This window comes from Acidovorax sp. SUPP2539, from assembly GCF_030158975.1.
Classification (GTDB): Bacteria; Pseudomonadota; Gammaproteobacteria; order Burkholderiales; family Burkholderiaceae_C; genus Paracidovorax.
Genome location: NZ_BQXJ01000001.1, coordinates 874,072 through 893,413, shown reverse-complemented (window position 1 = coordinate 893,413; position 19,342 = coordinate 874,072). Strand labels below are relative to the sequence as shown.

Genomic DNA, 19,342 nt, shown 5'->3' with positions numbered 1-19,342 from the left:
CAAGACCCAGTGGCGGCGCGAGGAAGAACGATGCATGGAGGGCTCCGTGAAAGTGTGCGGACAGGGTGAGGTGAGCAGCAATCAGGCCAGGCGGGCGCGATGGCGGGCCAGCTGGGCGCGCACCTGGGCCGGCGCGGTGCCGCCCAGCGTGTTGCGGGCGTTGAGCGAGCCGCGCAGGCTGAGGGCGTCGAACACGTCCTTTTCGATCTGCGGGTGAAAGCCCTGCAGCACGGCCAGGGGCAGCTCCGACAGGTCCACGTTGTGCGACACGGCGGCCTTCACGGCATGGGCCACGGTCTCGTGCGCATCGCGGAACGGCAGGCCCTTCTTGACGAGGTAGTCGGCCAGGTCGGTGGCGGTGGCGTAGCCCTTCAGTGCGGCCTGCTCCATGGCCGGCGCGTTGACGGTGATGCCGCCTTCCTTCTTGCCCGTGGCCGGGTTCGGCTGGCCGCCGACCATCTCGGCGAAGATGCGCAGCGTGTCCTTCAGCGTGTCCACGGTATCGAACAGCGGTTCCTTGTCTTCCTGGTTGTCCTTGTTGTAGGCCAGGGGCTGGCCCTTCATCAGGGTGATCAGGCCCATCAGGTGGCCGACCACGCGGCCGGTCTTGCCGCGCGCCAGTTCGGGCACGTCCGGGTTCTTCTTCTGCGGCATGATCGACGAGCCGGTCGTGAAGCGGTCGGCGATCTTGATGAAGCCGAAGTTCTGGCTCATCCAGATGATGAGTTCTTCCGACAGGCGGCTCACGTGCACCATGCACAGGCTGGCGGCGGCGGTGAACTCGATGGCGAAGTCGCGGTCGCTCACGGCGTCCAGGCTGTTCTGGCACACGCCGTCCATGCCCAGGGTTTTCGCCACGCGCTCGCGGTCCAACGGGTAGGTCGTGCCGGCCAGGGCGGCGGCGCCCAGGGGCAGCACGTTGACGCGGCGGCGCACGTCGGCCATGCGGTCGGCATCGCGCGCGAACATCTCCACGTAGGCCAGCATGTGGTGGCCGAAGCTCACCGGCTGCGCCACCTGCAGGTGGGTGAAGCCGGGCAGGATCACCTCCACGTTCTGCTCGGCCACATCCACCAGCGACACCTGCAGCTCCTTGAGCAGGTCGGCGATCAGGTCGATCTCGCCGCGCAGCCACAGGCGCACGTCGGTGGCCACCTGGTCGTTGCGGCTGCGGCCGGTGTGCAGGCGCTTGCCGGCGTCGCCCACCAGTTGCGTCAGGCGCGCCTCGATGTTCAGGTGCACGTCTTCCAGGTCGAGCTTCCACTCGAAGGCACCGGATTCGATCTCCTCTTTGATCTGCGCCATGCCGCGCTGGATGGAGGCGTGGTCGGCGGCCGAGATGATTCCCTGCGCGGCGAGCATGTCGGCGTGCGCGAGGCTGCCGGCGATGTCGGCCTGCCACAGGCGCTTGTCGAAGAACACGCTCGACGTGTAGCGCTTGACCAGGTCGCTCATGGGCTCGGAAAACAGCGCCGACCAGGCCTGGGCCTTGGTGTCGAGCTGGTTGTGGGAGGGGGCGGACGCTGGGCTGGAGGCGGGGCTGGTGGACATGGAGGGCAATAATCCGGTGGTTCAGACACCCGGAACACCCGGATGCCGCAATGCAAGAGACGCAAATTTTATCGACCCGGCCGCAGGCCCTGACCGAAGACCCCCGCCAACCCCTGGGCCGGCGGGTGCTGGTGTTCGACGCCTGCCATGTCGGGGTGATCCTGCGCGCGGTGCTTTTCGTGGAGGCGGTGCTGGGCGTGGGCGCTCTCTTCAACACCGCCACGCCCCTGGAATGGCTCGGCCGGCTGTCGCTGCTGACGGGGGGCGCCCTGCCCGCCACACTGGCCTGGCTGGTCACCGCCTGCAGCCTGAAGACCGTGCTGCAGCGCCTGCCGGTGGCCTTGCAATACGCGGCGGGCGTGGCGCTGGGCACGCTGTCCGGGCTGTATGCCTGCGGCATGCTCGCGCTGGTGGGCGTGGCGGCCGATCCGCCCTGGCTGGCCAGTGCCGCCAGCGGCGCGCTGCTGTCGGCGGCGCTGGTGGCGGCGCTGGTGCTTCGCGCCCGCGCCCGCACGCCCGCGGCCACCACGGCGCGGCTGTCGGAGCTGCAGTCGCGCATCCGCCCGCATTTTCTGTTCAACACGCTCAACAGCGCCATCGCCCTGGTGCGGGCGGAGCCGGCCAAGGCCGAGGCGCTGCTGGAGGACCTGAGCGACCTGTTCCGCCACGCGCTGGTGGACCAGGGCGAGTCGGCCACGCTGGGCGAAGAGATCACCCTGGCGCGCCGCTACCTGGACATCGAGCAGGTGCGCTTCGAGGAACGGCTGCGCGTGCAGTGGTCGCTGGACGCTCGCGCCGACGGTGCCCGCCTGCCCCCGCTGCTGCTGCAGCCGCTTGTGGAAAACGCGGTCAAGCACGGCGTGGAGCCGAGCGCCACGGGCGGGCGGCTGCGCATCGTGACCGAGCTGCGCGGCAGCCGCGTGATCGTGGTCATCACCAACACCGTGCCCGCCGCGCCGCAGCGCGAGGGCGGCAGGCCGCGCGGCCATGGCATTGCGCTGGCCAACGTGCGGGACCGCCTGCGGCTGCTGCACGACGTGCAGTGCGAGTTCAGCGCCGGCATGCAAAATGGCCGCTACCAGGTGCGCATTTCGTTGCCCGCGCGGTCCTGACCTTTCCCCCTTCGCCCCTGCCATGCACATCCTGATCGTTGACGACGAAGCCCTGGCCCGCAGCCGCCTGCGCACCCTGCTGGCCGACTGCGACGCGCGGCACACCGCCGCCGAGGCCGCCAACGCCGCCGACGCGCTGGCGCAGCTGCAGCCCTCGGGCGGCCGCGCCTTCGACACCGTGCTGCTGGACATCCACATGCCCGGGCAGGACGGCCTGGCCCTGGCCCATGCCATGCGCACCCTGCCCTACCCGCCGGCCATCGTGTTCGTGACGGCCCATGCGGACCACGCCGTGAGCGCGTTCGAGCTGGACGCGGTGGATTACCTCACCAAGCCCGTGCGGCGCGAGCGGCTGGAAAAAGCCCTGGGCAAGGCCCTGCGCGCCCGGCACCCGGGCGCCCCGCCCGCGCCCACGGCGCCCATTCCCGATGGCGAGGCCCTGCTGATCCAGGACCGGGGCCGCACCGAGCGCGTGCCGCTGGCCGAGGTGCTGTACTTCAAGGCCGAGCAGAAATACCTGACGGTGCGCACCGCCGTGCGCAGCTACATCCTGGACGGCTCGCTGAGCGAGCTGGAGGCGCGCCATGGCGACCGATTCCTGCGCATCCACCGCAACGCGCTGGTGGCCCGCCGCGCGGTGCGGGCGCTGGAAAAGCACTACGACCCCGAGGAGGGCGAAGGCTGGGCCGTGCGGCTGCACGGGCTGACCGAATTGCTGGCCGTGTCGCGCCGGCAGGTGGCGGCCGTGCGCGAAGAACTGGCCGGCTGAAGACCGAAGGTGTTTTGGGCCGCGAGCACAATCAAACCGCCGGCATACCGCTATTGATTTAATAGCAAAACCAGACCATCAAGCGCCGCCACACCGGGGACCCCACGGCCGGTCAGTGCGCGTGGGCCATGCCGCTCACCAGCGTGACCACCGTCATCCCCGCCACCAGCCAGGCGATCTGCGCCACCGTCTGGCCCGCGCTCAAGCGCTTTTGCAGCTGCGGGATCAGGTCGGCCAGCGCCACGTAGATGAAGCTGCTGGAGGCGATGGCCAGGAAGTAAGGCAGCCAGTCCTGCAGCTCACCGACCAGGAAATACCCCACCACCCCGCCCAGCGCGGTCACCGCGCCGGCCAGCGACACCTTCAGCAGCGCCATGCGGCGGTTGGCGCTGGCCTGGCGCAGCACCACCAGGTCGCCCATGTGGTGCGGCACCTCGTGCGCCAGCACCGACAGGGCCGCCACCACGCCCAGGCGCAGGTCGGCCATGAAGGCCGAGGCGATCAGGATGCCGTCGCCGAAGCAGTGCACGCTGTCGCCCGTGAGCAGTGCCCAGCCGCCGCCGCGCCGCACCTCGCCTTCAGCATGGGCGTGCGCATCACCGTTCGCGTGGTCATGGGCGTGGCCGTGCGTATGGCCATGGGCATGCCCGTGCGAATGCGCATGGCCGTGTCCGTGACCGTGCTCGTGCCCGTGGTGCCACAGCTCGGCCTTGTCGAGCAGAAAGAAGAACACCAGCCCCACCAGCAGCGTGGCGAACAGGTCGTGCGCGCCGGCCTGGCTCTCGAACGCCTCGGGCAGCAGGTGCATGAAGGCCGTGGCCAGCAGCGCGCCGGCCGCCAGGCTCAGCAGGTGCTGCGGCCCCACGCCGCGCCGGCCGTCGCCCAGCCCCGCACGCATCAACAGGGCGGCCACCCACACGCTGCCGATGCCGGCCGCCAGCGTGGCCAGGATGATTGCTACCAAAGTCATGGCTTCTCGTGCTTTCCCTGCAAGGCCTGTCGGCCTTTTGTATCGAATCGATTCGGCGCGCCCGGCGCGCAAAAAAAGCCCCGAAGGGCTTTGGCGGGACCGCTGGGGCAGGAACGCCGCCGGCGATGGTCTCTCAGGCCACGCCGTGTGTCTTGAACCACTGCAGCGCCCGCTTCCATCCGTCCTCGGCCGCTTCCTTGCGGAAGCTGGGCCGGTAGTCGGCATGGAAGGCATGGGGCGCGTCGGGGTACACGACGAACTGCGACGCCTTGGCGGCGGCGGAGCCGGTCTGGAGAGCCGCTTTCATCTTATCAATCGTGTCAAGGGGGATGCCGCTGTCTTTTTCGCCGTACAGGCCCAGCACCGGCGCCTTGAGGATCGGGGCGATGTCCACCGGGTGCTTGGGCGTGAGCTCGCTGGCCTGCCCCACCAGCCGGCCGTACCAGGCCACGCCCGCCTTGACGGGGCCGTGGGCGGCGTACAGCCAGGTGATGCGGCCACCCCAGCAAAAGCCGGTGATGCCGACCTTCTTCAGGTCGCCGCCGTTCTCGCCCGCCCACTTCACGGTGCCGTCCAGATCGGCGAGCACCTGCGCGTCGGGCACCTTGGAGACCAGCTCGCTCATCAGCTTGGCGGCTTCGGTGTACTGGAGCGGATCGCCCTGGCGGGCATACAGCTCGGGGGCGATGGCCAGGTAGCCGGCCTTGGCGAAACGGCGGCAGGTGTCGGCGATGTATTCATGCACGCCGAAGATCTCCTGGATCACCAGCACCACCGGCAGGTCGGTCTTGCCGGCGGGCGCGGCACGATAGGCCGGCACCTTGAAGCCGTTGACCTCGATGCTGACCTTGCCCGCCGTGAGCCCGTCCGCGGGCGTCTGGATCGCGGTCTGCGCCATCACGGGCATGGCCGCGGCGGCATAGCCCACGCCGAAACCGGCACCCAGGGCCACGCGCATCGCGGTTCGGCGGGTGGCTCCCGCCTCGGTGCTCTGGCCCGGCAAGAGGGCGTCGAAATCGGTCTTGAGGTCATCACGCAGCATGGTCTGGCTCCTGGTTGGGTGAAAGGATCGGCAGCGCAAGAGTCTAGGGCCTGCGGCGCGCGGCGGCATGACCCGTAGGGCTGAACGGGTTTGCCGCCGTTCGCCCAGGGCCGGTGCAGCGAAGGTGTGGTGCTGGCATGGCGTTTATTTCTGTATTGACAGAAATAAAAGAAAAAACCTAAACTGCACCCATGCAACTGACCGACATCGCCCAACGCTTCGTGGTCCATTGGGGAGAGATGGGGACCGCCTGGGGCGTGAACCGCACCGTGGCCCAGATCCACGCGCTGCTCTTCTTCCATGGCCGCCCGCTGCACGCCGAGGAAATCTGCGAGACGCTGGGCGTGGCCCGTTCCAACGCCAGCAACAGCCTCAAGGAGCTGCTCAATTGGAACCTCATCCGCACCACCCACGTGCTGGGCGACCGGCGCGACTATTTCGAAACCTCCACCGACGTGTGGGAGCTGTTTCGCACCGTGGTGCGCGAACGCAAGGAGCGCGAGTTCGACCCCACCGTGCGCATGCTGCGCGAACTGGTGGCCCGCCCCGACTTCGCCAGCGAAACCGCCGATGCCCAGGACCGCGTGCGCGAAACGCTGCACCTCATGGATTCGCTGGGGGTGTGGGCCGACGAAATGCTGCGCCTGTCCCCCGCCACGCTCGACAAGGTGCTGCGCCTGGGGGCCAGCGTGCAGAAGTTCGTGCGCGGCGGAGCCGCCGACAAGGCAACCCCGGACTAGGCTTTTTTTGCCCTGATGTTTCTGTTTGGAATGAAATTTCGGAAGAAATAAACATGAATGCCGCAGCCACCCCCAACCCCGCCGTCTATCCCCTCACCCTCTACTTCGACTCGCGCTGCCGCCTGTGCGCCGCCGAGATGGGCAACCTGATGCTGCGCAATACCGGCGGCCTGCTGCGCTTTGCCGACGTGTGGGCACCGGACTTCGAAGGTCCGCCGACAGGCACCACGCGGGACGACCTGCTCACCCTGATCCATGCGCGCCAGGCCGACGGCCGGCTGCTGCGCGGCGTCGCGGTGTTCCGCGCGGCCTACGAGGCCGTGGGCCTGGGCTGGCTGACCGCCGCCACCCGCTGGCCGGTCATCGGGCCGCTGGCCGACCGGGTGTACCCGGTGCTGGCACGCAACCGCTACCGCCTGCCGCAGTGGCTGGTGCACGGCCTGTTCGAGAAGGCCAGCGGCGCGGCCGCCCGCCGGGCCGCTGCCCGCCGCTGCGGGCCGGGCTACCACCAGTGCCGGCTCTGACGACGCCCCTTACACCTTTCACGGAGCAGTTCCATGCACATCCTTCTCACCGGTTCCACCGGATTCATCGGCCGCGCGGTGCAACGCGCGCTCGAACGTGCGGGCCACACCGTGCACGGCGGCGTCTCGCCGCGCCGCGCGGCAGGCCGCCCCGGCCAGGTCGCCATGGATTTCGCGCACGACACGGCGCCCGCCGCGTGGCTGCCGCGCCTGGCAGGCATCGACGCCGTGGTGAATGCCGTCGGCGTGCTGCGCGACACCCGCGCACGCCCCATTGACGCCTTGCACCAGCACACACCGGTGGCCTTGTTCGACGCCTGCGCCCAGGCCGGCGTGCGGCGCATCGTGCAGATATCGGCGCTGGGCATCGCGGGCAGCGCCACACGCTACGCCACCACCAAACGCGCGGCCGACACCCACCTGCTCGGTCTGACCGCACAAGGGGCCGTGTCGGGCGTGGTGCTGCGGCCCAGCATCGTGTTCGGCCGGGGTGGCGCCAGCAGCGCACTCTTCATGAACCTGGCACGCCTGCCGGTGCTGGTGCTGCCCGGGCCGGTGCTGCAGGCCCGCGTGCAGCCCGTGGCGGTTCACGATCTGGCCGATGCGGTGGCCGCGCTGATGGGCCCCGCGCTGGACACCACCGGCCTCATCGAATGCAGCGGGCCCGAGGCGGTGCCCATGGCCGAACTGATCGCCAACCTGCGCCTGCAATCGGGCCACGGGCCCGCCCGCGTGCTGCGCCTGCCGGATGCGCTCAGCCACCTGAGCGCCCGCCTGGGCGACCAGGTGCCGGCCCTGCCCTGGTGCAGCGAAACGCTCGCCTTGCTGGGCAGCGACAACACGGCAGACCCGGCCGCGCTGCGGCGCCTGCTGGGCCATGAAGCGACGCACTACCGCCATCTGGTCGAAAGCGCCTGGGCGCCGTCCGCACGATGAACGCCGAAACCACCCGCTGGCTGCGCGGCAGCCTCGTCCTGGTGTGGCTGGGCACGGCGCTGGCCAGTGCCATCGAATCGCAAGGCCAGGGCCGCGATCTGCTGGTGCGTGGCGGGCTGCAGAGCGAAGCCTGGATCCAGGCGCTGGTGTGGGGCGGCATCGCCGCCGACACGGCCATCGGGCTCGCGCTGTGGCTGCGCCCCGGCCGGGCCACCGATGCCCTGGCCCTGGCCTTGATGGGCGTGATGACGGTGGTCGCCACGGTGCTGCTGCCCGCGCTGTGGCTGGACCCGCTGGGGCCGCTGCTCAAAAACCTGCCCATCGCCGCCATCCTCGTCGTCCTCCTGAAAGCACCACGCACATGAACACCTATCTCGCACTCAAATGGGTCCACATCCTGTCCAGCGTGCTGCTGGTGGGCACCGGCTTCGGCTCGGCGTTCTATTTGTTCTTTGCCAACCGCAGCGGCAGCGTGGCCGCCCAGGCCGTGGTGTCGCGGCTGGTGGTGCGGGCCGACACGTGGTTCACCACGCCGGCCGGCATCGTGCAGCCGGTGACCGGCGCCGCCATGGCGATGATGGCCGGCTGGCCGCTGTCCACGCCATGGCTGGCCACCTCGATCGCGCTGTATGCCCTGGCGGGCCTGTGCTGGCTGCCGGTGCTGTGGCTGCAGTGGCGCATGGCCGCCATGGCACGGGACGCCGCCGCGCAAGGCACGCCGATGCCGGCGCTCTACACCCGCTACGCACGCTGGTGGGAAGCGCTGGGCTACCCGGCTTTCGTGGCCATGCTGGCCGTGTTCTTCCTGATGGTGCACAAGCCCGCGCTGTGGGGCTGATGGCCGTTCAGGCGATGGCGTCGGCGCCCGCACGTGCGGGCGTTCGCGGCCTGATCCCGGCATAGGCGCAGCGCGCCAGTGCCTCGGCCAGCACCTGCGACGGGTTGACCAGGCGGGCGCCCGCCGCGGCCTCGTCCAGGGCCAGCGGGATTTCGGTGCAGCCCATGATGAGGGTCGACACCCCATCGCGTTCGCGCAGCGCCTGTGCCACCGCCGCGAAGCGGTGGCGGGCCAGCGCATAGTCGCCGGCCTTCACGCCGTCGTAGATGCCCTGCATGAGCTGCTCGCGCTCACCAGGCTGCGGCAGCACGCAGGCCACCCCGTGGCGCTGCAGTTCGGCCTGGTACAGCCCGCTGTCGTAAGACCCTTGCGTGGCCAGCAGCGCCACGCGCGGAACCTGCGCAGCCGCGAGCCCGGCCGCCACTTCGCGCATGCCGTGCAACACCTGCAATTGCGGAAACCGCTGCTGCAGCTCCCCATGCCAGGCATGGGCCGTGTTGCATGCGATCGCCACGGCCTGCACCCCCAGCGCCACCAGCCGGCCCGTGGCCTGCGCCATCGGCTCTGCCGGCTGGTGGGCGCCGGACGTGCGGTCGCCCAGGGCCGCTGTGCGATCGGGAATGGGCACCTGCGCCAGCCAGTGCTCCGGATAGGCCTGGTCCCGCACGGGAATGCCGAGCGCGGCCATGCGCCGCGTGCACGCCTCCACGAAGAGCCGCACGAAGTCGGCCCCGGCGGCCGGCCCCATGCCGCCCAGGATGCCCACCATGCGGGGCACCGGGGAGATCGGGGGGATCGACGGCGTCATGGACAACCTCCGGAAAGCGCTGGCGCGGGGGACGATCAGTTGGCGGGCTTGTCGCTCTGCGCCACCAGGTTGTCGCGCAGTTCCTTGGACATGGGCAGGCCCAGGTTCTGGCCCTTGGGCGGCACGGGCGACATGAACCACTTGGTGTAGAGCTTCTCGAACTCGCCGGACTTCATCATCCCGCCGATCACGCCGTTCACCAGCGCCTGGAACTGCGGATCGTCCTTGCGCAGCATGCAGGCATAGGGCTCGACCTGCAGCGAATCGCCCACCACCACCCAGTCCGCGGGGTTGCGCGCATTGCCCTTCAGGCCGAACAGCAAAATGTCGTCCATGGCGAACGCCTCGGCACGGCCCGAATCGACGAGCAGCATGGAATCGTCGTGGTCCTTGCCGAGCACGATGTCCATCTCGAGGTTGTTCTCGCGGCTGTACTTGCGGATCACCTGCGCATTGGTCGTGCCGCTGGTGCTGGCGACCTTCTTCTTGGCCAGGTCAGCGTAGTTCTGCACGCCCGAGGTCTTCTTGGTGAGCAGCCGGGTGCCGGTGTAGAAATAGTTCACGGCGAACTGCACGTCCTTGCCGCGCGCGGAGTTGTTGGTGGTGGAGCCGCATTCGAGGTCCACCGTGCCGTTGGTGATGAGCGGAATGCGGTTCTGCGACGTGACGGCCTGCAGCTCCACCTTGATCGCCGGGTTCTTGAGCTTGGCGCGCACCGCATTCACCACCGCGTTGGAGATGTCCACCGAGAAGCCGATCGGCTCGCCCGGGCCCGCCAAGTAGCTGAAGGGCACCGACGATTCACGGTAGGCCAGCGTGATCTTTCCCGAGTCGGCGATCTTCTGCAGGGTGTCGGCGTGGGCTGCGGTGGCCGCAGCCCACACGCCGCAAGCGAGGACGGCGGCAGACAGGAATGACTTCATGGGGAACTCCTTGACGGGAACAAAAAGGGGGAATGGAACGGTGCAGGTGCCCAGGCACTTTAGGAACTCGGTGCGGCTTTGAACAATTCATTCGGCAGCATGGGCCATGACGAAAAGTTATGCCATCCGCATCGACCAGAGGGTCCCCATGCAATCTTCGCGCCCGGCGCCGGCGCATAACTTCCCGGCATGCCTGCCCCGCGGTTTGGCATTGTTCAAAGGCCGCGCCCGTCCCTAGAGTGCCCAGGACGGACAACCAACGGGAATCGAGCGATATGGATGCATGTGTGATGGGGGCAGGCATCGTGGGCCTGGCGACGGCCTACGAACTGCAGCGCCAGGGGATGCGCGTGACGGTGATCGACCAGGGCCCGGTGGGCGGCGGCGCCAGCGGCGGCAACGGCGCGCAGCTGAGCTACAGCTACGTGCAACCCCTGGCCGACCCCGCACTGTGGGCGCAGCTGCCCAAGCTGCTGCTGTCGCGCGAATCGCCACTGCAGGTGCGGCTGCAGCGGGACCCGCACCAGTGGCGTTGGGCCCTGCAGTTTCTGGCGGCCTGCAACGGCGCCACCTCGCGCCGCACCACGGCGCAACTGCTCGCGCTGGCGGCCCGCAGCCGCGCCGGGTTCGAAGCCATGCGCGCCCGCGAGGCGCTGGAATGCGACTTCTCCAGCACCGGCAAGCTCGTGCTGTACGGCACGCGCGATGGCCTGGCCGCGGCCGAGCGGCAGATGGAACTGCAGCGGGCCTGGGGCAGCGAACAGGCCTCGGTGTCCCCCCAGCGCTGCGTGGAGCTGGAACCCGCGCTCGCCCACCACGCGCCCCACATTGCCGGCGCGATCCACACGCCCAGCGAGTGCGCGGCCGATTGCCAGAAGGTGTGCGATGGGCTGCATGCCCTGCTGGCGCAGCGCGGCGTGCGCTTCGAACGGGGTGCGCAGGTACAGGGGTTCGACCGGGTACAGGGGCGCATCGCGGCGGTGCGCACCAGCGCCGGCACCATCGAAGCCGACCGTTTCGTGCTGGCGCTGGGCAGCGGCAGCGTGGCCGTGGCCCGGATGGTGGGCGTGCACCTGCCCGTCTATCCGATCAAGGGCTACAGCATCACCCTCGACGCCCCGGCCGATGCACCCTGGGCGCCCCGCATGAACGTGACGCACGCGGGGCGCAAGGTCGTGTTTGCCCGCCTGGGCCAGCGCCTGCGCGTGGCCGGCATGGCAGAGCTGGTGGGCGACGACCGCCGCATTCGCCCCGAACGCATCGACAGCCTGCGCGCCACGGTGCGCACCGTGCTGGGGCACGAAGCGCCCGCCGCATCGCTGCACCCCTGGACCGGCATGCGCCCCGCCACGCCCACGGGCCTGCCCATCGCCGGCCGCGCCGCCGAGGCCGACAACCTGTGGCTCAACACGGGGCACGGGGCACTGGGCTTCACCTTGGCGTTCGGTACCGCGGCCATCGTGGCCGAGCAGATGCTGCAGGCCTGCGCGCCCGCCTGATTCACGGCAGGGGAAGGCCGCCGCGCTCGGCTTGTCAGTCGCTCTCTGCCAGGCCGGCGGACGCCAGCGTCTGCGCCACCGCATCGCGCATGCAGCGCACCATGGTGTCCGCCAGCAGCGATGCGGGCCGATTCACCATGCGCAGCGCCTTCACGGGCACCGCGATGCGCGGCGCGAGCGCCAGCACGTCCACCCGCGTGCGGTCGGCCGACGCCGCGGTGCACACATCCACCAGCGCCACGCCCAACCCGTGGTGCGCGAGCGCGAGCGCCGCGTGGTAGGTCTGCACCGTGAAGGCCGCCTGCAGGCCCACGTCGGCCTCGCGGCTGGCGTGGTTCACCATCGTGCCGAGCGGGTCGTTCGCCTCCAGGCGGATCACCGGCGTGTGGGCCAGATCGGCCAGGTGCACCACGCCGGCCTGCACCACGTCCGCACCCAGCGTGCCCTTGGGAGCGATGCACACCACGCGCCCTTCCGCCAGCGTCTCCTGCGCCAGCGAGGGGTGCACCAGCGCACTGAAAACGAAGCCGATGTCGGCCTCCTGCAGCACCAGGGCCGAGACGATCTGCGGCGAGTGCAACGCATCGATGCGCACCACCACGTCCGGGTGCTGCGCACGGAAGGCCTGCAGCGCGCGCGGCATCACCTCGTGGCTCAGGGCCAGCACGCTCAGCACATGCAATTCGCCCTCGCGCTGCTGGCCGCGCAGGCTGTTGGCCAAGCGCTGCACGTCGTCGAGCTGGTTGAACAGCCGCTCGATGTGCGGGTACAGGGTCTGCGCCTCGCGCGTGGGCACGAGCCGCCCCTTCATGCGGTGGAACAGCGCGAAACCCAACTGCAGTTCGGCATGCGCGAGGATGCGGCTCACCGCCGGCTGGGTGACGTTGATGAGCCGCGCGGCGGCGCTCACGCTGCCGGTGAGCATCACCGCATTGAAGACTTCGATGTGGCGCAGGCGCATGGCAGAGGCAGGCTTTTTCGAAAGAAGCGAAGCCGACCATATTGCATCAAAAAGCATCTGCACCCGCTGTGCGCAGGACGCAATTGGAAACAAATGTCGCGGTGCAGTCATGGGGTGCGGATAGGCTCGCCGCGGTGCGTGACAACCCACGGCCCCGGTGGCTCTGGGAGGCGTGCCGTCTTTCGATCCCGTCGGCGCGCCGCGTTGCCCATTCCTCTGGATTGCATCCAGCACCCTTCCCTCCCTTCAGAAAGAGACAAGGCATGGCAGATTCAAGTGGCAGCGCGTGGGTTGCCCGGTTCCCGACCAGTACCTCCACCAGCGATCTGATCGCCAGTTTCCGCACCAAGGTGGACACGTTCATCGCCGCGCTGGAAGCCGGGGGCGCCTCGGTCTCCATCTCCGCCACGCTGCGCCCGCCGGAGCGGGCCTACCTCATGCATCACGCCTGGCGCATCGCCCGCGAAAACGCGGACGCCGCCACGGTGCCCGCGATGGCGGGTGTGGACATCGAATGGGTCCACCGCGGTGCCACGGGTGCGGTCAATGCGGGCGCTGCCCGGGTCGCCGCCAACCAGATGGTGGCAGGCTATGGCATCGTGTATGCGCCCGCACTCACCTCGCGCCATTCCGAGGGCCGCGCCATCGACATGACGATCACCAACTATTCAGGGAAGGCCTTCAAAGATGCCACAGGCACCAGCACCACTGTCACCACCGCTGCGCAACTGCATGCCCTGGGCGCGACCTACGGGGTCTACAAGCTCACGTCCGACCCGCCGCACTGGTCCGATGATGGTCACTGATTGCAGCAGCACCCGCCGCCCCTTGAGCGGTACGGCAGGCCAGATGGCCGACGGCCGTTTTTTCAGCCGGTCCACGGCCTCGGTCCTTCTGGCGCTGGCGGGGCTGGTCCTCGGCGGCACCAGCGCGCAGGCCGACACCGCGCAGCCCGTGCCTTCGGCATCGCCCGTGTCCTCGCGCGTGGGCCTTCTCGACGCCCGCCGGCCCGACGCGCCCCGGCTGGTGTTGGGCCAGCCGCAGCCTGAAGGCGAGGCACTTCACTACCTTCGGTTGTCTCCGCCCATGGGCAAGAAGCCGGAGTGCTGCGTTGAGGCCGGCGCGGCCGTACAGGACGCTTCCATCCTGCAATACCGCGGTGAAGACGCGGTCCCTGCGGATGAACGGGATGCGAAATTCCAGAAGGCGCCCGAAGAAGGCTTCGTGAGCCTGCTGCTGGCGAAGAACGCGGTGGTCTCGCGCACCAATGCCCACCGCGTGGTACTGCGATGGCCGGACCGCAAGGCCCGCCTGCGCGTGGACCATTGCCTGTCCAGCGAAGGCATGCACGTGAAGGTCGCAGAGAGCGGCGCCAAGGGGCAATGGGTGCCGAAGGCGCATTACTACCTCCCGCTGGGAGCGGACGTAACACCGGATTGCCCTCCTTGACTCTTTTGTGATGAAGTGTATTGACCCAGTGAAACCCTGCTCAGGTGTTATCTTTGAAAGGAAGACACCGTGAGTATGTTGATGGAAGAAGAGATCAAGCGCTGGACGGCCAAGCGCAAGACGGCGTTGGTTTTGGAGATCATCCAGGGCAAGACCAGCGTGTCCGAGGCGAGCCGGGCCTATGACCTGCCGCCCTCGGAGATCGAGGGCTGGGTGGAGGATGGCCGCAAGGGCATGGAGAACGCCCTGAAGGCGAACCCACAGGACGTGCGCGAGCAGTACGAGCGCCAGCTCAAGGATCTGCAGGAGGCCTACGGCGAGGCGATGCTGGAGTTGCGTGCCCGAAAAAAATTGCAGTCCCTGCTGGGCGAGGACGAAAAGTGATCGAGACGATCCGTCAGGGACTGCAGGCCGAAGGCATCACCGTCTCGATCAGCAAGCTGTGCCGGTGGTTCGGCGTGCCGCGCCGCAGCGTGTATTACAAGCCGGTGAAGGCTGCACCGAAACTGCAGGACAGGTTGGTCGCTCCAGTCAAGGCCATGATCGAGGAGAACCCCTCGTTCGGCTACCGCACGGTGGCGCACCTGCTGGGGTTCAACAAGAACACCGTGCAGCGCATCTTCCAGCTCAAGGGCTGGCAGGTGCGCAAGCGGCCCGTGGGTTTCAGACCTCGCATCGAGTCATTGCCATCGGTGGCGAAAGCGCCGAATGAACGCTGGGCGACGGACATGTGCCGAGTGTGGGCGGGCCGTGATGGTTGGGCGACGATGGCGCTGGTGATCGACTGCCACAGCCGGGAGTTGCTGGGTTGGCACCTGTCGCGCAGCGGCAGATCGAAGACGGCCGAGTCGGCGCTGGAGCAGGCGCTGATCTCGCGGTTCGGCACGTTGGGACATGTACCGCGGCCGTTCCTGCTGCGCTCGGACAACGGCCTGGTGTTCACCAGCCGCAGCTTCACGGCGCTTGTCAGGAGCTACGGCCTGCGACAGGAGTTCATCACGCCGCACAGCCCCGAGCAGAACGGCCTGGTCGAGAGGGTGATTCGCACGCTCAAGGAGCAGTGCGTGCACCGCCATCGATTCGAATCCTTGCAGCACGCCAGCCGGGTGATCGCGGACTGGATCCATTTCTACAACCACCAGCGCCCGCATCAGGCGCTGAACATGAGGACACCCGCTGAGGCATTTGCATTAGCGGAATGACCTGAGCAGGTTTCGCTGGGTCAATACAGAAGCGGACAAACCGATCCCTCTAGAATTCGGGCCGCTTCAAAAATCAAGGGAGGAAGAAATTGGGGAAATTTGAAAACGGATTGATTGCAGACAAAAACATTGAAGTAAAAACATTCCCGTCCATCGAGCATGACGCGTTGAAAAAGGTCACGTCCATTGTCTTGCATCGCACCGATTCGTCGACAGCGAGCAGTTCGCTGAACGCATACAAAGCAGGTCAAAAGACCGGGGCACATTTCCTGATAGACAAATCAGGAAAAATCTATCAAACGGCCAGCCTGCTGAAAACGTGCTGGCATGTTGGCATTTTGCAACCTCGCTGTCTCAATGAAAACAGCTGCGCACCAGAAGATCTAAAAAACATTAATGCAATGTTGCACGAGCGGGGCATGAGTTTTGGGCGTAGGGCCACCAATGTGTCGGATTCCGAAAATCGGAAGGTCTACCCGCTGCGTTACCCCTCCAACAGCGACTCTATCGGGATCGAGGTGGTGGGTCTCTTTCTAACCGGCAATCAGGTCTATGAGACGCCGACTTCCGCACAGCTATATCAGACCAAATGGCTTACCCAACTTTTATTGACTGAGTATGGCCTCAAGCTGAATGCGGACGTCTACTCACACGGCGCCATAGCCCGAAAACAACCTGCAGAAGGCGCGCAGTTGCTCAAATATCTTTTCAGTGGCGCATGAGATGCAGGATCTAAGAATCTCCTCCGTCCTATTTGTCTTAGTCAGTGCAGCCCTTCTGGCTGTGTTGGGCACCCACATCAGCCGGCCCGGGCCAACAAATACCAGGCTTGCTGTCATCGATATAGAGCGACAGGTGGACAACGCAGCCGACACCATGGGCTGCGAAACGCTGTCCCTCACGCCAAAAGACGTAGCCACCTATTTCTCGAGCGCCAAGGAGGTCTCTGCCGCGACATTCCATGCCGAATCGATCATCCTTCCGTGCAGCTTCTCCGGCACGCTCATGAAAGGCGGGGCGAAATACGCGTGGCGCATCCACGCAGCAGGAGCGGGTTACCTGACGGCCGAGGCCACCGGCCAGACGCAGCGGTTTCTCTGCCAGGCCGCGTGCGAAAAGGCGCTGCCTGCGTTGATGGGGCAGTAAAGCCGGAGTCGGGCCGGCCCTGACCGGCCCCAGCCCGTCCGCGTCAGTGCGCCTTGTCCCAGTTCGGCCCCACGCCGACTTCGGCCAGCAGCGGCACCTTCAGGTCCGCCACGCCCGCCATCAACCGGGGGATCTCGCGGCGCACCCAGTCCACCTCGCTCTCGGGCAGCTCGAACACCAGTTCGTCGTGCACCTGCATGATCATGAGCACGCCCGGCTTTTCGGCGTCCAGCACATCCTGCACGGCGACCATGGCCTTCTTGATGAGGTCTGCGGCGGTGCCCTGCATGGGCGCGTTGATGGCGGCGCGTTCGGCGCCGCTGCGGCGCGGGCCGTTGGGCGAGTTGATCTCGGGCAGGTACAGGCGCCGGCCGAATACGGTCTCCACATAGCCCTTAGTCTTGGCCAGGGCCTTGGTGTCGTCCATGTATTGCTTCACGCCGGGATAGCGCTGGAAATAGCGGTCGATGTAGGCCGCGGCGGCCTTGGTCTCGATGCCCAGGTTCTTGGCCAGGCCGAAGCTGCTCATGCCGTAGATGAGCCCGAAGTTGATGACCTTGGCGTAGCGCCGCTGCTCGCTGCTGACCTGGCCGACCTCGACGCCGAACACCTCGGCCGCCGTGGCACGGTGCACGTCCAGCCCTTCGGTGAAGGCATGCAGCAGCGAGGCGTCGCCGCTCAGGTGGGCCATGATGCGCAGCTCGATCTGGCTGTAGTCGGCGCTGGCGATCACACGCCCGGGTGGCGCCACGAAGGCCTCGCGCACGCGCCGCCCTTCCGCTGTGCGGATGGGAATGTTCTGCAGGTTGGGATCGTTGCTGGACAGGCGCCCCGTCACCGCCACGGCCTGGGCGTAGTGCGTGTGCACGCGGCCGGTGGAGGGATGGGCCAATTGCGCCAGCTTGTCGGTGTAGGTGCCCTTAAGCTTGGACAGGCTGCGGTGCTCCAGCAGCTTGGCGGGCAGCGGGTAGTCCTCGGCCAGCTTTTCCAGCACCTCTTCGTCGGTACTGCGCGCGCCGGTGGCGGTCTTCTTGACCACCGGCATGCCCAGCTTGTCGAAGAAGATCTCGCCCAGTTGCTTGGGGCTGCCCAGGTTGAAGGGCTGGCCCGCGATCTCGTACGCCTCGGTCTCCAACTGCAGGATGCGCTGGCCCAGTTCATGGCTTTGCTGCGCGAGGATGGGCGCGTCCACCAGCACGCCGTTGCGCTCGATGCGGTAGAGCGCCTCGCTGCTGGCCATCTCCAGCTCGTAAATGCCGCGCAGCTTGTCGTCGGCCTGCAGCTGGGGCCACAGCACGCGGTGCACGTCCAGCGTCTGGTCGGAGTCTTCGCACGAATACTCGGCCGCCAGTTCGATCGACACCTGGCTGAAAGGAATCTGCTTGGCGCCCTTGCCGCACAGGTCTTCGTAGTGGATGCCGCTGCGCCCCAGGTGCCGCTCCGCCAGGCTGCCCAGGCCGTGCGGCCGGTGCACTTCGAGCACGTAGCTCTGCAGCATGGTGTCGTGGGCGTAGCCCTGCACTTCGATGCCATGGTTGGCCAGCACATGTCGGTCGTATTTGACGTGCTGGCCGAGCTTCTTGCGGGTGCCGTCCTCCAGCCAGGGCTTGAGCCGCGCCAGCACTTCGTCGCGGGGCAGTTGCGCCGGGGCGTCGGGGTAGTCGTGCATGAGCGGCACGTAGGCGGCCGTGCCGGCCTCCACGCTCCAGCTGATGCCGACGATCTCGGCGCGCATCTCGTCGAGCGAGGTGGTCTCCGTGTCGATCGCCACCAGTTCAGCGGCCTGCAGGCGCGCGAACCAGGCATCGAACGCCTCCCAGGTAAGCACGGTGTCGTACTGCAGGTTGCTCACCTTGGCCGCGGCCACTTCGGCGGGCTCGTCGAACAGGCCGGGCGTGGGGTCCATGGCGGCGCCACGCCCCCTGGACGCCTTGGCGGCCCCTTCCTCCAGCAGTTCGGGGGCGGTTTCCTGGATGTCGATGGCCCGGGCCAAGCCCTTGAATCCGTACTGTTCGTAGAAGGCCTTGAGGGCCGCGGCGTCCTGCGCGCCGGTGGTCAGCGCGTCCAGCGACGGCAGGCCGGCCACATGCCCTTCCAGGTCGCAGTCGGTGCGGATGGTGACCAGCTGGCGCCCGGTGGGCAGCCAGTCGCGCGCGTTGCGCAGGTTCTCGCCCGCCACGCCCTTGATCTCGGTGGCGCGCTCCATCAGCGCATCGAGCGAGCCGTATTCCATGAGCCACTTGGCGGCCGTCTTCGGGCCGACCTTGGGCACGCCGGGCACGTTGTCCACGGTGTCGCCCACCAGGGTCTGGTAGTCCACCATCAGGTGCGGCGGCACGCCGAACTCGGCCGTCACGCCGGCGATGTCGCGCTTCTTGCCGCTCATGGTGTCGATGATGGTGATGTGCGCATCCACCAGCTGGCTCATGTCCTTGTCGCCGCTGGAGACGATCACCTCCACGCCCTGCCGCGCCGCGGTGACGGCGAGCGTGCCGATCACGTCGTCGGCCTCCACGCCCGGCACGTCGAGCACGGCCCAGCCCAGCAGGCGCACGACCTCGTGGATCGCCGGGATCTGGCTGCGCAGGTCGTCGGGCATGGGCGCGCGCTGCGCCTTGTATTCGGGATAGATGTCGTCGCGGAAGGTCTTGCCCGAGGCGTCGAACACGCAGGCCGCATAGTCGGCGCGCACTTCGCGGCGCAGGGCCTGCATCATGTTGACCATGCCGCGGATGGCGCCCGTGGCCGGGCTGGCGGGGTCGCCCGGCACGGCCCGCAGGTCGGGCATGGCATGGTAGGCGCGGTACAGATAGCTGGAGCCGTCCACCAGCACCAGGGTCTTGGGTTTGCTCATAGCCGCAGATTGTGCCCC

General features: G+C 67.8%; 21 protein-coding genes. 14 read left to right on the top strand and 7 right to left on the bottom strand.

Going from position 1 to position 19,342, the window contains the following annotated elements; genetic code table 11:
- Nucleotides 1–81: 81 nt before the first annotated feature.
- Complete coding sequence (gene argH / locus AVTE2539_RS04025; protein ID WP_284408439.1) at nt 82–1,551, bottom strand: argininosuccinate lyase; 1,470 nt, start codon at nt 1,549–1,551, stop codon at nt 82–84.
- A 50-nt stretch (nt 1,552–1,601) separates the two neighbouring features.
- Here argH and AVTE2539_RS04020 point away from each other — a divergent pair, with 50 nt between their 5' ends.
- Both AVTE2539_RS04020 and AVTE2539_RS04015 read left to right on the top strand, forming a co-directional pair.
- Nucleotides 1,602–2,663, top strand: a complete 1,062-nt coding sequence (locus tag AVTE2539_RS04020; RefSeq protein WP_284395006.1) for a sensor histidine kinase — start codon at nt 1,602–1,604, stop codon at nt 2,661–2,663.
- Nucleotides 2,664–2,685: 22 nt separating this feature from the next.
- A complete protein-coding gene (locus tag AVTE2539_RS04015) occupies nt 2,686–3,432 on the top strand; it encodes a LytR/AlgR family response regulator transcription factor (protein WP_284408438.1) in 747 nt (248 codons plus the stop codon).
- Between the two features lie 112 nt (nt 3,433–3,544).
- Here the strand turns inward: AVTE2539_RS04015 and AVTE2539_RS04010 are convergent, their stop codons facing one another.
- Nucleotides 3,545–4,402 (bottom strand): ZIP family metal transporter, encoded by an 858-nt coding sequence (locus AVTE2539_RS04010; protein ID WP_284408437.1) that lies wholly within the window; start codon nt 4,400–4,402, stop codon nt 3,545–3,547.
- Between the two features lie 133 nt (nt 4,403–4,535).
- Complete coding sequence (locus tag AVTE2539_RS04005) at nt 4,536–5,444, bottom strand: dienelactone hydrolase family protein (RefSeq protein ID WP_272564527.1); 909 nt, start codon at nt 5,442–5,444, stop codon at nt 4,536–4,538.
- 191 nt (nt 5,445–5,635) lie between these two features.
- Here AVTE2539_RS04005 and AVTE2539_RS04000 point away from each other — a divergent pair, with 191 nt between their 5' ends.
- From AVTE2539_RS04000 to AVTE2539_RS03980, 5 genes are read left to right on the top strand one after another with little or no spacing between them, the layout of a single operon-like run.
- Nucleotides 5,636–6,184 (top strand): GbsR/MarR family transcriptional regulator, encoded by a 549-nt coding sequence (locus AVTE2539_RS04000; RefSeq protein ID WP_284408436.1) that lies wholly within the window; start codon nt 5,636–5,638, stop codon nt 6,182–6,184.
- A gap of 53 nt (nt 6,185–6,237) precedes the next feature.
- The gene (locus tag AVTE2539_RS03995) at nt 6,238–6,708 is read left to right on the top strand and encodes a thiol-disulfide oxidoreductase DCC family protein (protein ID WP_284408435.1); all 471 of its coding nucleotides are present in this window, start codon (nt 6,238–6,240) and stop codon (nt 6,706–6,708) included.
- 33 nt (nt 6,709–6,741) lie between these two features.
- On the top strand, nt 6,742–7,644 hold the full coding sequence (locus AVTE2539_RS03990; RefSeq protein WP_284408434.1) for an NAD-dependent epimerase/dehydratase family protein: 903 nt from the start codon (nt 6,742–6,744) through the stop codon (nt 7,642–7,644).
- Nucleotides 7,641–8,009 (top strand): DoxX-like family protein, encoded by a 369-nt coding sequence (locus tag AVTE2539_RS03985; protein WP_284408433.1) that lies wholly within the window; start codon nt 7,641–7,643, stop codon nt 8,007–8,009. Before AVTE2539_RS03990 ends, AVTE2539_RS03985 begins: the two co-directional genes overlap by 4 nt.
- A complete protein-coding gene (locus AVTE2539_RS03980) occupies nt 8,006–8,482 on the top strand; it encodes a DUF2269 family protein (protein WP_284408432.1) in 477 nt (158 codons plus the stop codon). The genes AVTE2539_RS03985 and AVTE2539_RS03980 overlap by 4 nt, the downstream gene beginning before the upstream one ends.
- A 7-nt stretch (nt 8,483–8,489) precedes the next feature.
- Here AVTE2539_RS03980 and AVTE2539_RS03975 read toward each other — a convergent pair whose 3' ends face one another.
- Entirely contained in the window at nt 8,490–9,290 is an 801-nt protein-coding gene (locus AVTE2539_RS03975) for an aspartate/glutamate racemase family protein (RefSeq protein ID WP_284408431.1), read from the bottom strand.
- Between the two features lie 35 nt (nt 9,291–9,325).
- Entirely contained in the window at nt 9,326–10,213 is an 888-nt protein-coding gene (locus AVTE2539_RS03970) for an amino acid ABC transporter substrate-binding protein (protein ID WP_284408430.1), read from the bottom strand.
- A gap of 275 nt (nt 10,214–10,488) precedes the next feature.
- On the opposite strand from AVTE2539_RS03970, the gene AVTE2539_RS03965 reads away from it, so the two are divergent.
- Entirely contained in the window at nt 10,489–11,712 is a 1,224-nt protein-coding gene (locus AVTE2539_RS03965; protein ID WP_284408429.1) for a D-amino acid dehydrogenase, read from the top strand.
- 34 nt (nt 11,713–11,746) lie between these two features.
- Here AVTE2539_RS03965 and AVTE2539_RS03960 read toward each other — a convergent pair whose 3' ends face one another.
- Nucleotides 11,747–12,673 (bottom strand): LysR substrate-binding domain-containing protein, encoded by a 927-nt coding sequence (locus AVTE2539_RS03960; RefSeq protein ID WP_272564539.1) that lies wholly within the window; start codon nt 12,671–12,673, stop codon nt 11,747–11,749.
- 263 nt (nt 12,674–12,936) lie between these two features.
- Between AVTE2539_RS03960 and AVTE2539_RS03955 the strand changes: the two genes are divergently transcribed.
- The 6 genes from AVTE2539_RS03955 (at nt 12,937) to AVTE2539_RS03930 (ending at nt 16,470) form a co-directional block, all read left to right on the top strand.
- Nucleotides 12,937–13,479 carry a hypothetical protein gene (locus AVTE2539_RS03955; RefSeq protein ID WP_272564540.1) on the top strand — a complete coding sequence of 181 codons (543 nt, stop codon included), beginning with the start codon at nt 12,937–12,939 and terminating at the stop codon, nt 13,477–13,479.
- Nucleotides 13,466–14,122 (top strand): hypothetical protein, encoded by a 657-nt coding sequence (locus AVTE2539_RS03950; protein WP_284408428.1) that lies wholly within the window; start codon nt 13,466–13,468, stop codon nt 14,120–14,122. Before AVTE2539_RS03955 ends, AVTE2539_RS03950 begins: the two co-directional genes overlap by 14 nt.
- 69 nt (nt 14,123–14,191) lie before the next feature.
- Entirely contained in the window at nt 14,192–14,506 is a 315-nt protein-coding gene (locus AVTE2539_RS03945) for a DUF1153 domain-containing protein (RefSeq protein ID WP_284408427.1), read from the top strand.
- Nucleotides 14,503–15,324, top strand: a complete 822-nt coding sequence (locus AVTE2539_RS03940; RefSeq protein WP_284408426.1) for an IS3 family transposase — start codon at nt 14,503–14,505, stop codon at nt 15,322–15,324. The genes AVTE2539_RS03945 and AVTE2539_RS03940 overlap by 4 nt, the downstream gene beginning before the upstream one ends.
- An 89-nt stretch (nt 15,325–15,413) precedes the next feature.
- A complete protein-coding gene (locus tag AVTE2539_RS03935) occupies nt 15,414–16,046 on the top strand; it encodes a peptidoglycan recognition protein family protein (RefSeq protein WP_284408425.1) in 633 nt (210 codons plus the stop codon).
- Between the two features lie 133 nt (nt 16,047–16,179).
- Nucleotides 16,180–16,470 carry a hypothetical protein gene (locus AVTE2539_RS03930; RefSeq protein WP_272564543.1) on the top strand — a complete coding sequence of 97 codons (291 nt, stop codon included), beginning with the start codon at nt 16,180–16,182 and terminating at the stop codon, nt 16,468–16,470.
- A gap of 43 nt (nt 16,471–16,513) precedes the next feature.
- Here the strand turns inward: AVTE2539_RS03930 and polA are convergent, their stop codons facing one another.
- Nucleotides 16,514–19,324 carry a DNA polymerase I gene (gene polA / locus AVTE2539_RS03925; protein WP_284408424.1) on the bottom strand — a complete coding sequence of 937 codons (2,811 nt, stop codon included), beginning with the start codon at nt 19,322–19,324 and terminating at the stop codon, nt 16,514–16,516.
- Nucleotides 19,325–19,342 lie beyond the last annotated feature (18 nt).

Excerpts from the sequence above, each read along its gene's own strand:
- AVTE2539_RS04020 (WP_284395006.1), top strand. The coding sequence starts at position 1,602 with ATGCAAGAGACGCAAATTTTATCGACCCGGCCGCAGGCCCTGACCGAA.
- AVTE2539_RS04000 (WP_284408436.1), top strand. The coding sequence starts at position 5,636 with ATGCAACTGACCGACATCGCCCAACGCTTCGTGGTCCATTGGGGAGAG.
- AVTE2539_RS03995 (WP_284408435.1), top strand. The coding sequence starts at position 6,238 with ATGAATGCCGCAGCCACCCCCAACCCCGCCGTCTATCCCCTCACCCTC.
- AVTE2539_RS03985 (WP_284408433.1), top strand. The coding sequence starts at position 7,641 with ATGAACGCCGAAACCACCCGCTGGCTGCGCGGCAGCCTCGTCCTGGTG.
- AVTE2539_RS03975 (WP_284408431.1), bottom strand. The coding sequence starts at position 9,290 with ATGACGCCGTCGATCCCCCCGATCTCCCCGGTGCCCCGCATGGTGGGC.
- AVTE2539_RS04010 (WP_284408437.1), bottom strand. The coding sequence starts at position 4,402 with ATGACTTTGGTAGCAATCATCCTGGCCACGCTGGCGGCCGGCATCGGC.
- AVTE2539_RS03965 (WP_284408429.1), top strand. The coding sequence starts at position 10,489 with ATGGATGCATGTGTGATGGGGGCAGGCATCGTGGGCCTGGCGACGGCC.
- AVTE2539_RS03960 (WP_272564539.1), bottom strand. The coding sequence starts at position 12,673 with ATGCGCCTGCGCCACATCGAAGTCTTCAATGCGGTGATGCTCACCGGC.
- AVTE2539_RS03950 (WP_284408428.1), top strand. The coding sequence starts at position 13,466 with ATGATGGTCACTGATTGCAGCAGCACCCGCCGCCCCTTGAGCGGTACG.
- argH (WP_284408439.1), bottom strand. The coding sequence starts at position 1,551 with ATGTCCACCAGCCCCGCCTCCAGCCCAGCGTCCGCCCCCTCCCACAAC.
- polA (WP_284408424.1), bottom strand. The coding sequence starts at position 19,324 with ATGAGCAAACCCAAGACCCTGGTGCTGGTGGACGGCTCCAGCTATCTG.
- AVTE2539_RS04015 (WP_284408438.1), top strand. The coding sequence starts at position 2,686 with ATGCACATCCTGATCGTTGACGACGAAGCCCTGGCCCGCAGCCGCCTG.
- AVTE2539_RS03955 (WP_272564540.1), top strand. The coding sequence starts at position 12,937 with ATGGCAGATTCAAGTGGCAGCGCGTGGGTTGCCCGGTTCCCGACCAGT.
- AVTE2539_RS04005 (WP_272564527.1), bottom strand. The coding sequence starts at position 5,444 with ATGCTGCGTGATGACCTCAAGACCGATTTCGACGCCCTCTTGCCGGGC.
- AVTE2539_RS03970 (WP_284408430.1), bottom strand. The coding sequence starts at position 10,213 with ATGAAGTCATTCCTGTCTGCCGCCGTCCTCGCTTGCGGCGTGTGGGCT.
- AVTE2539_RS03990 (WP_284408434.1), top strand. The coding sequence starts at position 6,742 with ATGCACATCCTTCTCACCGGTTCCACCGGATTCATCGGCCGCGCGGTG.
- AVTE2539_RS03980 (WP_284408432.1), top strand. The coding sequence starts at position 8,006 with ATGAACACCTATCTCGCACTCAAATGGGTCCACATCCTGTCCAGCGTG.